Source organism: Desulfopila aestuarii DSM 18488 (assembly GCF_900143695.1).
Lineage (GTDB): Bacteria > Desulfobacterota > Desulfobulbia > Desulfobulbales > Desulfocapsaceae > Desulfopila > Desulfopila aestuarii.
The window spans coordinates 1-13,418 of sequence record NZ_FRFE01000055.1; the positions used below are offsets into that span (position 1 = coordinate 1).

The window sequence follows — 13,418 nt, forward strand, 5'->3', positions numbered from 1 at the left end:
GAAATGCTGGCGTTTTATGATTTCCCCGCCGCCCATTGGCAACATATTCGTACATCAAACCCTATCGAGTCAACGTTTGCCACCGTACGACTTCGGACAGCAAAAACAAGGGGATGTGTCGCAAGACATACTATCTTGTCGATGGTTTACAAACTCGGCCAGAGCGCCCAGAAGAAATGGCGTCGGCTAAGGGGATTCAAGCTGCTTGCTGAGGTCATTCGAGGGGTGAGATTCAAGGATGGCGAGAGGGTTGAACCAGTAAAAGAAGGTGAGCTGAACAGGGTGGTCAATATCTAAGAATGATTCTTCAAACACCAGACTTGACTATAACTCTAGTTGTTCTCCCCATCATCCGTTTCCCTTCCGTCAGTATGAGTTTTTTTTGCCAACCTTTTCTCTTTAGCCATCCCTCTCATACATGTTTATAGAATATCCACATTCGATCGAGTTTCAATAATGATATAAAGACAGTATATTGATAGTTTATACTATTATCTTTGGTCAACAGCCTCAACCAATCACATCTCGCCCGCCTTACTCAACACTGCTACCGATAAAGCCGCCCTCTCCCCTTACTCATGAAATTTCCTGTTTTTTTGATTCCTAATCTGGAATAATTCAGGTTAACAAGAGATGGGAAAGAAAGGATATTCTCCGATACAGGAACTGCCCTGTTTGACCCGCCCCGATGTACCTCGTCCGAAGCCTATTTGTCATCTACTCGCAGGAATCATAATGATACCGGAAAACCTCACCGCCACCCTCTACAGCATTGTTACCTATCACCCTCTCCTCACTCTGGGGGTTGCTTTTGTTTTGGCCATCTTTCTCTGGAAAAAACCTATGGACTTCCTCAAGTTTGCGTTAATGGCAGCAATCCTTTTTGGCGGCATATACGCTGCTATGCAGTTCGGACAGTCAGCAAAATCCGTCACACACAATAAACATATCATGGCTACTGAGACTGAGAAAAAGATGTCCGAGCAATAAACAGATATCAGCAAAAGCAAGCTAACAGAGCTGCAAGCCTATTTCCCAATTAGTATTTTCAGCCCTGTCGATACAGTTGAACAGACTTCTCATGTTTCTACCTCGACACCCTTTTTCTTCTCCTCTACTTGGAAAAATTCTGTTGAATACCGTAAAATAGGTGAATGATCCCGTTCCCTATGAAAACTTGGTGAGTAACGCTTTCCGGCAAACTTGGGATAACCTTTCATATTTCGTCCTGTGCGCTCTGAGGAGAAACATGGATATGGTCTTGTTTCAAAAAATATCAGTGATCCTGATGATGCTTGTCATCTTTGTCTTCCCCGATCAGGTTCAGGCCGACAAACGAGACAGCGTGGCCCTGGTGATGAAATCTCTCGCAAGTCCCTTCTTCTCAACAATGGCAGAAGGGGCGCAAAACTATGCCAAAGAGCATGGTATTGCCCTCGACATGTTCGGCGTCGAACAAGAAACCGATGTCGATCACCAGATCAATATTATCGCCAATCTTATTTCTCTTCGTTACGGTGCCATAATTTTAGCCCCCACCCACTCGGAAAAGCTCATTCCCATCTGCAAAAAAGCACTTGACGCCGGCATCGCCGTTATAACCCTGGACACTCACCTTGATTCAGCCACCATGGCCAAAGCTGGCATTTCCATTCCTTTTATTGGCACGGACAATCGCATCGGTGGCCAGATGGTCGGCAATTATCTTAAAAATCGACTCAACGGAAAAGGCAGAATTCTTGCCATCGGTGGCTATCCTGGTGTCGAAAATGGGATTGCCAGAATAGAGGGCTTTATCGATGCCATAACCCAAAACAGTGAAATCGAAATTGTTGCATCAGAAAATGCCAACTGGCGGACAGATGAAGCTCTGGCCGTGGTTTCCCGCCTGATTACCAAACACGGTAAGATTGACGCAATTTTCTGTGCCAATGATTTCATGGCGCTCGGTGCATTGCAGGCGGTCGACCTGCTTGGCTTATCCTCGGAAATATTTATTACCGGTTATGACAACTTGGAATCGGTTCGCACCGAAATGCGCAATGGACGGATCGTCGCCACTATTGAGCAACATCCAGAATTGATGGGCCAATATGGTGTTGAAGCAGCATTGAACAGCATGCACGGAGAACCTGTTGCACTGGAGCGATCAACTCCTGTCGATCTGATCACCTATGAGTCGTTTGGAAAAAAGGTGACACTTTCTGTCTCTAACCTGTCAAACGCATTTTTTGCGACTCTGAGTCAACACGCGTCTAAGACTGCAACGCTATTTGGCATTGAGCTCGCCATAAAAGATGCTCAAGACCAGGACTCACGCCAGTTACTGGATATCACCAGTTCTTCTGACGAAAGCAGTAACCTTTTGATCATCAATCCAACTAATGCCGAAACCATTGGCCCAGGCATCGCCTACGCCGTCTCTTTAGGCATCCCTGTCATTACCGTCGACAGGAAAGTTGCCGTTGCAACCGTCTTGAGCCATATCGCTTCTGATAACACTGAAGGCGGAAAAATAGCAGCACGGTACATGGCTGAACTGCTCATCGGTGAAGGCAATGTATTCGAAATTGAAGGCATTCCAGGAACTTCCGCCGCACATGAACGGGGCGCAGGGTTCAACTCTGAGCTGGGAAAGTACAGTACTATTGAGGTAGTACACCGGGAATCCGCTGATTTTAACAGAGAAACAGCAAAGGCGGTCATGCTCAGGTCATTACCCAAATATCCCAACCTGAATGGTATATTTGCCCACAACGACGCCATGCTGCTTGGAGCAGTCGATGCATACCAGGAGGCCGGCAAGAGACCACCGCGTGTGCTGATAGGGTTTGATGCCAGCTCCGAGGCGAGAGAGGCTGTCAAAAAAGGAATTATTTCCGGTACCATTGCCCAGCAACCGGACACCATGGGCAAACTGGCCATCGAAACGGCAGTCAAATTTTTCAGGGGTGAAGATATACCTCGAGAAATCACGGTCGATCTTACATTGATAACTCATTAGCTCATTGTTGAAATTGCTTTTCACTACAACCAGGCCATCATTGAAAAATGTCAACCTGGTACAGTGGCAACCTACCATTTTTCTATTCCACATCGGGGCAGAGTGTGTTTCGTTCAATTAACAGTAAATTTTACCTGATCGCTTTCCTGCTCACCCTTTCATTTGGTTTTGGCTACGCTATTCTTGCCTATTTCCAACTGCAACAACAATTGAGCTCACGACTTGCCCAGGAAGCCATTGTGCTTGAGCGGGATATCAGCACTCTTACCGAACTGTTTTCCGAAATCAGATTCTGGGAAAAGGTGCTTTTGACCCAGAACGACGCCGATGCCGATATACGATTTGGCAAGCTCACGGAAGACATCAGCCACCGGCTTAAGCTCTTGCAGCAAAACAATTCAGATCCGGTTACAGACCTCACGTTAAAGCAAATCGCCAGCCACATGGAAAATTACGGTTCGGCGGTTAGCCATCTCATTCAGCTGAAAACGCAGCAACGCCTGCAAGCCGCCCAAATGGAGACAAGTTATCGCTCTATGGTCTCTGTCATTCTTGCAACCAATAATATCGATCTGTATAAACCACTCTTCAACTTCACCCATTTTTTCCTTAACTACCAGACAGCCAAGGATTTTCCTAAATACCAGGCACTGAAACTTGTCGGGAATGCTCTGGGTTCAGCTGCTTCTTCTCCTGCAAGCGACTCGCGGCTCGGCAACTACATGAAAACATTTGACAACCTGCTGAATGAAAATTTCCAGACGGAACTTGATATAACCGAAAGAAACCATAAGGTCGAGGAGCTGAATCAGGTCATCAGAGCATCTTTCGGCCAAATTTCAATCAGCTCGGAGCAACGACTTGCTGGAATCATGCAGGAATCGGAAAAAATTCGCCTTAACCTGCAACATCTGTTCACTCTTTCCAGCTTCCTCGGAATTCTGGTCCTGTTGATCATTCTCGCCATAATTTCCAGGAACATTATCCTGCCGATCAGGTCTATCGCCCGCGTCATGCAGCAGGTGAAAAGCGGGGAGCTGCAGGCACGGTTCGCATCCAGCAAAGAGAGCAAAGACGAAATCCATCAATTTGGGCGTGCCTTTAATGAGATGCTCGACACCTTAGAGGACAACAACCTGACCCTGATTCAATACCAACAACAACTCGAACAAAAGATAAACGAGCTCTCCGAGCGCGAACAGGAAAGCAGGCAACTTGCGGCACAGCTGCAACGCGTCGAAAAAATGGAAGCCATCGGCACTCTGGCGGGCGGCGTAGCGCATGATCTCAACAACATCTTAAGCGGTATCGTCAGCTATCCTGAGCTCCTTCTTCTCGACATGCCCAAAGAAAGTCCCTATCGAAAATCCATTGAAATCATTCAGCAGTCTGGCCAAAAGGCCGCCAGTATAGTCCAGGATCTGCTTACACTCGCCCGCAGGGGAGTTCCAGTCTGGGAAGTCACCAACCTCAACCGGCTGGTGGAAGAGTATCTAGCGAGTCCAGTGTATACAAAGCTGACAGACCACAATCCCGAGATCAGCATTGATCTCCATCTGCAAAGCGACCTTTTCAATATCAAAGGATCACCGGTTCATCTTGCCAAGACTATCATGAACCTCATCTCCAACGCCGTGGAATCGATCAAAGGCCCAGGCAAGGTAATTATCCGTACGGAAAATAGGTACATTTCCCTTCCCATCGTTGGTTATGACAATGTCAAACAGGGCGACTACGCTGTACTCAGCGTCGCCGACACCGGTAGTGGCATAGGTGCTGCTGACATGGATAAGATTTTTGAACCATTTTTCACCAGAAAGGTAATGGGCACCAGCGGCTCTGGTCTCGGCCTCGCCGTGGTCTGGGGAACCGTCAAGGATCATCAGGGCTATATCGACGTCCAGAGCTCTGCTGGAAAGGGGACCACCTTTACCCTCTACTTTCCCATCACCCGCGAAGAGTTCGAGGTGTCAGAGGATGCTCCACCGCTGGAAACCTATATGGGGCACGGCGAGTCGGTGCTGGTGGTTGATGATGTGGAAAGCCAGCGAAAAATCGCGTCTGCCATGTTGACCAAACTGGGTTATCGGGTGACAACCGTCGCAAGTGGTGAAGAAGCGATACTTCAACTGCAGCGTGAGCCAGCCGATATTCTTATTCTCGACATGCTGATGCCGCCTGGAATAGACGGTCTGGAAACCTACAGGCAGGCACTTGAACTTTATCCCGGCCAACCGGCCATTATCGCCAGTGGCTATTCGGAAACGGAGCGGGTCAGGAAAACCCAGAAGCTCGGGGCGGCGATGTATATCAAAAAGCCATACAGCATCGAACAGATCGGGCTGGCCGTCCAGGCAGGATTACAACAAAAAAACAATTAACCACCATCGGTTCCCGCCTGCTCAACAGACATTGCCCCAATGGTTGAGTGATGCCTGGATACCGTTTTCAGTAGCAGGAGTTCTCTCGAAATTTTGTCAAACCATTCCTGCTGGGCCACCGGATCAAAATAGAGTGATGTATCCTCATCAAATGAGGTATGAACGGCGATATCCTCCGTCATTGCCTCTCGTGACACCTCTTTCACTTTCTCCTGCAGCTGAACTCCGACCTCCTTCGGATCGGAACCGATGGCCATAAATTGCAAAATTTCCAAACTCTTGTCGCGATTGAGACGACGAGCCGTGATTTCCGTTAAAGCAAAATGAATCTGTTCATGCTGGAGAACATAGCCAACCCTCTCACTGCGCACCTCCGGACTCCACCAGGAGCAGAAAGGATTAAACTCGGCCTCGAAGGTTATCTGACTGAACCGGCCGATATAGACCACATTCCCATCGATCTGACCACGACTTATCCGGGCTGCAGTGTTTGCCGATGAACGTAGGGTTATACAGGAACGAGCCTGAATACGATGATCATACTGGACATAGGGGTCGGGTAGCGAGGTCGCCTGGAAATCACTGACCGTCAGGGGCCGATAACTAAAACCCTGCCCAGCGCCCGCCCGCTCTGAAGAATCGGAAAACTGAGGCCGAGCATACTCAGGGAGCCGAGCACAGCCTGCCAGCTGGATAACGACAACCAGAACTGTCATATACACCAACTGACCAACTCTCTTCAGCATCGTCTCTCCCATAGAGGCATTATTTATAACAGCCACGCCCATTTCTCACCAGTCTCGACAGGTACACATTAAGCAATGTGCTTCCAAAGGTAAATTTCATGCATAGCAATGAAATCGGGCCAATAGTCCGTATCTATGATATAATACAACAACATTTTTCGGATAGGTCGTTTTCAATTAGCTGACACCATTCCATAGACCCTTTTTTTGCTGAACCGGATTATTGTGCTTTTTATTCAGCATCTTATTCGCCTATTGGCCCAGAAGAGAAACCTGACCCTGCTCACCCTGGGTGTACTGGCAATCATACTTTTTTTCGGCCTCAGACCAAAAACCTGGCCCAATATCAATCATGCCGAGTGGTCCCCAGACACTCAGGGCTTGATGTTCCATGCTCCGGGATTCGCCTATGTGGACGACCTCCACACCCTTCACGATAGGGCATCGGATCAGAGTTTTTCTATTTGTCTGGCTGTTTCTTCGGCCAAACAGCTACCTGGATTCAGGCCGATCCTGATGTTCCACAACGGTTCAGACGAGAGCCAGTTGACCATCGCCCAGTGGGAAACAAGCATCATTGTCATGAACGGTAACGATTACAGCTATCGACTTAAATTGCCGAGAATTTCTTCCGGCGATATTCTTTTAGACGGAAAGCCACGATACCTTGGGATAACCACCGGAGATGTAGGTACACAACTATTTGACAATGGTACCCTTATTGCTGAAAAAAAAGGCCTTCGTCTGGATATCCCGACAAATGAGAAAAAATTACGTTTGATACTTGGAAACTCACCATATGGAAATCACAGCTGGGAGGGCACGCTCCACTACCTGGCTATCTACGACAAGCAACTTGCACCTGAGGAAATGGCGGCAAGCTGTCAACTCAATGACGGGATAGATCGGAAGAATCCGCTACTGCTATTCACATTCCTGGAAGGAAAAGGCACAGAGGTTCAGGATCAGTCCGGCAACGACCAGCCGCTGCTACTGCCCTCAAGACCTATGGCACTCAAACAGACTTTTCTCGCACCACCGTGGCCGAATTTCACACTCAGCAAAACGCTCCTTGCTGATATTATCATCAACTTTCTCGGCTTCATCCCCCTGGGAGCAGCTCTCTATGCACGATTGCGCCTGTCTGAGGCCTTTTCCAGATGGTATCCGGCCCGGGCGACCATGATCATTTCATTCTGGATCAGTCTCTCAATTGAGATGGCTCAGGGCTGGTTGCCCAACAGATCATCGACTCTGCTCGATCTTGTGCTCAATACCCTCGGTGCAATTCTCGGAGTTCTGGTGATCAAGATGAGCTGGAACACCATGGAAAACATGTTGTCTCATGCCAACAGCGCCACAGATCTGGCAAAATAGCTGATAACATTAGGAAATGCTCAAAACTCAGCCGCCGAGATTCACTGCCACCTCAAATTTTTGCAGCTGGATGGAGCTGTTTGCTCCCTCACCTACCAGGTGAAACGAGAAGGATTTACGTGCCTCAGGGTTGGCAAAGCTGAAGTGGATGTTGCACTCTTCTCCCTGTTTTAATAGCGGGAACGGCGGATGTTCGATGCCACCTACCTCATGCTCGAACTGGCGCATAACCAGCTTCAGCTGAATGCCCTCTGGTGCCGCTGCCACCGCTCTTATGCGAATATCAACATCCACATTTGAGTCCTTTGGAAAATCAAGATACTGGGCTCCGACCAGATTGTCGGCCCATTCATTGCGAATTTTCGCGGGCAACTCACGGATTTCACCGTGACCAAACTGCAGCCGTTGGCTTTTCATACCTTCGATGAGTTTGTGATCAAGAAGAGAGGCCAGACCGAAAATCCTGGTAGCGCGTTGTTCTTCGTCGCGGTGGGCAGCCGCCCTGTTCGGTGCCAGGATTTTTGCATTCTCCGCTACATGGCAGACACCATCAACACTGCATTCGAACAAACGATTATTCGTAGTCTGCCATCGTACCTTGCCAGAGGTATACGAAACCATCTCCCTTGGAGTTGCATAGTCGCGGAAAAATGACCGGCCGATGATCGATGCCGGCATCGGCTGCCCGAGATAATCAAGAACCGAGGCCTCAATGTCCACAAGGCCAAAGGTCCCCTCTTTCAGGCGAGGCAATGCCTCTTCACCGGGTGCGAGCACCATCATCGAGCCCCAGCTGCTGTACCAGTCAGCACCCACATAGCCGTGCGATTCATCGGAAGTAACCAGCACCAGGGTGGTATCGAGAATCCCGTCTTTTCGCAGCCCTTCCAGGAAACCTGCAACGGCCTCATCCAGCTGCGCCACTGCGGCAATCTTGCGATCGCCATACTTTTTCACCATCGCTTCCGGAGCATCAAACGGCTGGTGGGTGGCCACCGTCAGAAGCGACAGCAACCAGGGTTTGTCCTGTTGCTGTAACTGACGCACATATCGCCCGGCACCTTCAAAAAAATCGGGATCGGTTGTTCCCCAGACAAAGTTCTTATCGCGCCTATCGCCAAACCACTCCAGGCCGTGCACATCCTGAAAGCCCATGGCCGGCATGACCCTATCCTTATTCATGAACTGGAGTGGAGCACCCTGCAGGTAATGGGTAGCCCAGCCGCCATTGGCCAGTTGTGCCGGTAGACACTCTGCAGCCCGGGCTGGGTTCAGCTGCAGCTCCATCCCTTTTGGTGTGTCATAGGAGAACTTACTCATATCACCGCAATGAATAGCGTAAAGCCCACGGATGGTCTGGTGACTATGGGTGACGAAATCAGGAATCAGCATCGCGTCCCGGGTAGCTTCCTCCAGCTTCATCATCTGGAATGGCCCATCGGCAACACCCATCTTTGTTCTGATTTCCGGGTTATAGATACCGACAACCCCCTCAAGGACAACGATGAGTACATTTTTTACCCTATGGTCTCCAAGGAGATTTTTGCCGCTAAGGTCGAGCGTTCGGAGACTCTCCGGCAGATCATTCACCGTAAGCGATCCATCCTGTGCGAATTCCTTACGAAAGAGCGCGTCAGCCATAAACCAGTGGAGCGGGTTGTATCGTGCTGCCACACTCTGGTTCACATACGACGCGCTGTAATTTGCCTGAATCAGCAGACCGGCACCAACCAGAATCACAACCATCGTCTGTCGCCAACCGGAACGCCGGAGTGGAATGATGATCGCCAGCAGAGTTGAACCAATGAGCAGCAGAACATACAACGGTTCGGCTAAATGCATCCCCGATGCACTGCTCTCCACAAATTTCGGGTCAACGAGATACTGCAGATCCTGCCAGGAGGGAAAACGCCCCACAGCCGCCAAGAGCTCTGCGGACATGGCCTGAAAGAGCGCCCAGATGATAAGAAGCACAGCCCGCATCCAACGCGGTCCGAACCACACCAGGGCAAAAAGGGCAACCCCCATACCGAGATCGGAAGAAAGCCCGACAGGCTCACTCAATCCTTTCGTGAACAGTCGCCAGCAGGCTGGAAAAAAACAGGGGATTCCTAGAACAATTGGCCACAATCGAGATTTCACAATATACAACCTACCCGGCAATCACTGCTCGTAAGACATCATCGTCCACCACCGCGCCGAGCTGTATCAATGCAGTCGGTATCGCGAGACCTTTACTCATTTTCTGTTTTTGGCCTGTCGGCCAACGGCGAAGTGATACTCTCGACCAGCTTCTCCGGCAACTGGGCGCAGGCCCCGATAAACGACATAGCCACCGCCGCAACATAGGGCGTGGACTGCACCAGGAGAACAATCATCCATACCAACTGATCCGATGACGACGCACCATGCTGCTGGTAGAGACACCAGGCCGCCAGCAAAAGCGCAATACCCACCAATGCTTCTTCCCGCGCAGACTGGAGTGCATACCAGAACTCACTGGAGTCAGCAGCTTTTTTCGGGGTTCGGAAAAACGGCAGATTCTTTGTTATCACCCCATAGAGCATGGCCTTGGCGATAGTATGGGTCAGCGCCAGCCCGGCGACGGCCGAGGCCATTGTCTGAACCACCGAGGAATCAACCCGTCGATGGTAGAGATAGATCATCTTCGCCACTTTAAAGATGAAGAAGGTCAAAGGCACAACAGAGAGAATCAGCATCGGCGCATCCACCGTCAACGGCAGATAGATCATATAGGTCGACCAGAGCAGAGCCGAAGCCGTAAATATAAGATTGATACTATCCGCCATCCAGGGCAACCAACCAGCAACGAAATGATAGCGCTGCCCCCAGGTCAACTTGGTCTCACCCTTTCGCAGCAACTCGCCGAGATGATAGCGCATAATCTGCACCGAGCCATAAGCCCAGCGAAAACGCTGTTTCTTGAAATCGACGAAGTTATCAGGCATCAGCCCTTTGCCATAACTTTTTGACGTGTAATAGGCTTCACAGCCCTGCTCGAAGATGCGTAAACCCAGCTCAGCATCCTCGGTGATACACCATTCGGCCCAGGCCCCCACCTCTTCCAGCACTGAGCGACGCACCATGGTCATGGTACCGTGCTGAATGATGGCGTTGCGCTCGTTACGAACCACCATGCCAATGCTGAAAAAGGCCCGATATTCGGCATAGCACATGGCTTTGAACAGGTTTTCCTTGTCGTCCCGATAATCCTGAGGCGCCTGGACAATGGCCACATTTTCCTTCAAAAACTGTGGCGTCAGATCACGAAGCCAGTAGGGATCGACCTGATAGTCGCTGTCAATAACGGCTACCACCGTAGCCTCGTCCGCAGTACGGGCAAGAGCATAGTTGAGGGCCCCGGCCTTGAAACCGGCAAGTTGGCCTTCATGGAAGAACTTGAAATGTGGTCCGAGGGTTCGACAATGGGCTTCCACCGGTCGCCATACCTCAGGATCCTTGGTATTATTATCCATAACGATCACTTCAAATCGCGGATAATCGAGTCTGGCGAGGGCATTGAGTGTCTCAATCATCATCTCCGGCGGCTCGTTATAGGCCGGCACATGAACCGACACCATGGGCAACTCATCGTCGGGGACCTCCTGTTTCACAAATGCCCTGCGCTGCATGGAACCCCAGATGGCTTCGGCCCATTCATGGGCCTCTGCCAGCACCACGATCACCACCCCGAGCAGACCGATGCTCATAAGGATACCAACCAGAATTGTCGAAAAAGTGAGATACTGTCGCGAATAGCTGTAAAAAATCCACACCACTCCTGTTGCAGCAATAAAGGCAATCGAGGCGAGAAAGCCCCTCCCCCGTAATTTGAGGGTTTTGCTGTCAACCACCAGCAGCATGAAACAGATAATGGCAATCGCCACCGACACTGCTGCCAGCGTCTGCCATTCAGGAATAGAGACAATGGGTGAGGTAAAAGGAAATTTCGGCTGCCGATTGGCGTCGTACACGCCCCAATAGGCACCTACCGCGCCCTCGGTGTTTTTTTGTTTCCAAATCTGGTCGAAGGCCTCCATGACATAATAGACATATTCAAGCTCTTCGGCTTTTGCCAGAAAACGCCTTAAAAAGGTCGCCTGGTTAGCAGGTGAAGCCACAGCTCCGCCTCGTTTCCGACCGTTGCTGGGCCAGCCCACCTCGCCAATAACCACCAGTTTGTCGGGGAAATTGCGTGCCAGGGTATTGTAGCGATCGATGATATAGTCGACCGCGTTGTCAAGGGGTACCCCTTCCCAATACGGCAGCATATGGGTCGCGATAAAGTCGACATGATCGGCAAGATCAGGATGCTGGATCCAGACGTGCCAAGGCTCGGCAGTGCTGACCGGAATAGTCAATTCGCGTTGGGCCCGTTCAAGATAGCTGTCGAGTTCCTTGACAGTGATCTCGCCCCGTAGAATAGACTCGTTGCCAATAATGACCCGGATAACGTTCTGGTAATTCTCTCTGGCAATGCGGATCACCTCGGTCACCTGCCGCTCATTTTCTACAGGATCAGGTCCAATCCAGGCACCAAGCGTCACATTCAAGCCAACCTTGGCCGCCAGCTCAGGAATCTTCGCCTGCACACCTTCAACTGAATAGACTCGCACCGCATTGGTTCTTCCTGACAGCAGTTTGAGATCAGCCTCTACCTCGCTCTCAGTAGGCAAGATATGTTTTACCGGGTCATTTCCCGGGCGCATAGGCGAAAAAGAAAACCCTTGGATCCGTTTGGGCCAGGGAGGCTCATTCTCGGGTTTATTCAGCATTGCCCAACAACTTATAAAAATAGCCGCAACGGCTATACAAATCAGAATATTGGATTTTCTCATCGGTATGTAACGGGGAAAGAGACCACACAACCCTCAGCAACAAGGGTCAAGGTAATGGCAGGCAAGAATTCATTCCAGAAAAATAGGTAAGACCGGGCACAAATGAAGGAATTCCATGCCGCCTTTACAGCTGGCCGGCAGATGGCAGACTGCACCGATCTTCCATCAAATTCCACAGCGCACATTGTGCCACAAAATAAGCAAAATGAAAAGAATTTTCAGCTGACACCAGCAGAACAACGTCTTGATTATTTCAATCTCACGCCCCCTGCTCGGGATCATTCACATTCTTCACTGGAGCAGTAATACGTACCCGTCCTTTTTGGTAATCATCATCCTCATAGTCCGGACACACACTGGACCAGCTGGAAATACGAACGCAATCGGCTCGGCGTTCCACATTTGAGCGCTGCTCATTGCGCTTTCGTCGGTCTGGATTGCCTGCCTGGAAATATTCAAGGGAATAGACCTTGCGCCGATCTTCGCCGGAGCGCCGGTCCATAAACGGATCACGTTTTCGCATCTCCCGGAAGGTTCTGACGATTTTCCCTTCATTATTCATAATAGAAATCTCCATTGCAGGTTTTGAGCGTCGTTCCACTAGCGATGTCGCGTAACCAACAACCAAAAAACAGGTTGTATTCGACCATTCATCACGGCATCACCCACCAATCACTTCACGTCCCTCATCCTTAATTTTTAGATTATAATGCATATCATCGCACGGCATCACCCACCAATCACTTCACGTCCCTCATCCTTAATTTCCTTTAGGTAAACCCCCGGCTTTGCCGGGGGACTACAAAAGTTTGACGGTTCCTGCAAAATGAAGAAGCCTCCGCTCTCGTGGACCGCTCAAAGTCACGAGAAGGAGGCTTCATGAACAACACACAATGTTTAAGCCACTCGAAGTGGGATTGCAAGTACCACGTCGTGTGGATACCGAAGTGTCGAAAGAAAACGCTTTATGGGCAGCTGAGAAAACACCTTGGTGAGGTGTTGCATGATTTGGCTCGGCAGAAGGAGAGCAAAGTGCTGGAAGGGCATCTGC

General features: G+C 50.0%; 10 protein-coding genes. 6 read left to right on the top strand and 4 right to left on the bottom strand.

Annotated features, from left to right (window positions below; all coding sequences use genetic code 11):
- The 4 genes from BUF15_RS25230 to BUF15_RS25245 all read left to right on the top strand — a co-directional run.
- A partial coding sequence (locus BUF15_RS25230; protein ID WP_200802488.1) for a transposase occupies window positions 1–297 on the top strand: 297 nt, incomplete at its 5' end.
- Window positions 298–735: 438 nt separating this feature from the next.
- Entirely contained in the window at window positions 736–990 is a 255-nt protein-coding gene (locus tag BUF15_RS25235; protein ID WP_073616998.1) for a hypothetical protein, read from the top strand.
- Between the two features lie 259 nt (window positions 991–1,249).
- On the top strand, window positions 1,250–3,004 hold the full coding sequence (locus BUF15_RS25240; RefSeq protein WP_073617000.1) for a substrate-binding domain-containing protein: 1,755 nt from the start codon (window positions 1,250–1,252) through the stop codon (window positions 3,002–3,004).
- A gap of 104 nt (window positions 3,005–3,108) precedes the next feature.
- On the top strand, window positions 3,109–5,385 hold the full coding sequence (locus BUF15_RS25245) for a hybrid sensor histidine kinase/response regulator (RefSeq protein WP_159441387.1): 2,277 nt from the start codon (window positions 3,109–3,111) through the stop codon (window positions 5,383–5,385).
- On the opposite strand, the gene BUF15_RS25250 is transcribed toward BUF15_RS25245, so the two are convergent.
- Window positions 5,382–6,131 carry a hypothetical protein gene (locus tag BUF15_RS25250; protein WP_143170880.1) on the bottom strand — a complete coding sequence of 250 codons (750 nt, stop codon included), beginning with the start codon at window positions 6,129–6,131 and terminating at the stop codon, window positions 5,382–5,384. The genes BUF15_RS25245 and BUF15_RS25250 overlap by 4 nt on opposite strands.
- Before the next feature lie 225 nt (window positions 6,132–6,356).
- Between BUF15_RS25250 and BUF15_RS25255 the strand changes: the two genes are divergently transcribed.
- On the top strand, window positions 6,357–7,508 hold the full coding sequence (locus BUF15_RS25255; RefSeq protein ID WP_143170881.1) for a VanZ family protein: 1,152 nt from the start codon (window positions 6,357–6,359) through the stop codon (window positions 7,506–7,508).
- Between the two features lie 27 nt (window positions 7,509–7,535).
- Here the strand turns inward: BUF15_RS25255 and BUF15_RS25260 are convergent, their stop codons facing one another.
- The 3 genes from BUF15_RS25260 to BUF15_RS25270 form a co-directional block, all read right to left on the bottom strand.
- Entirely contained in the window at window positions 7,536–9,650 is a 2,115-nt protein-coding gene (locus BUF15_RS25260; protein WP_073617014.1) for an LTA synthase family protein, read from the bottom strand.
- Between the two features lie 92 nt (window positions 9,651–9,742).
- A complete protein-coding gene (locus BUF15_RS25265; RefSeq protein WP_073617008.1) occupies window positions 9,743–12,367 on the bottom strand; it encodes a glycosyltransferase in 2,625 nt (874 codons plus the stop codon).
- A 259-nt stretch (window positions 12,368–12,626) separates the two neighbouring features.
- The gene (locus tag BUF15_RS25270; protein ID WP_073617010.1) at window positions 12,627–12,929 is read right to left on the bottom strand and encodes a hypothetical protein; all 303 of its coding nucleotides are present in this window, start codon (window positions 12,927–12,929) and stop codon (window positions 12,627–12,629) included.
- 317 nt (window positions 12,930–13,246) lie between these two features.
- Here BUF15_RS25270 and BUF15_RS25275 point away from each other — a divergent pair.
- A partial coding sequence (locus BUF15_RS25275) for a transposase (protein WP_200802489.1) occupies window positions 13,247–13,418 on the top strand: 172 nt, incomplete at its 3' end.

Coding starts and splice junctions, on each gene's coding strand:
- BUF15_RS25235 (WP_073616998.1), top strand. CDS start 736: ATGATACCGGAAAACCTCACCGCCACCCTCTACAGCATTGTTACCTAT.
- BUF15_RS25240 (WP_073617000.1), top strand. CDS start 1,250: ATGGATATGGTCTTGTTTCAAAAAATATCAGTGATCCTGATGATGCTT.
- BUF15_RS25250 (WP_143170880.1), bottom strand. CDS start 6,131: ATGCTGAAGAGAGTTGGTCAGTTGGTGTATATGACAGTTCTGGTTGTC.
- BUF15_RS25265 (WP_073617008.1), bottom strand. CDS start 12,367: ATGAGAAAATCCAATATTCTGATTTGTATAGCCGTTGCGGCTATTTTT.
- BUF15_RS25270 (WP_073617010.1), bottom strand. CDS start 12,929: ATGAATAATGAAGGGAAAATCGTCAGAACCTTCCGGGAGATGCGAAAA.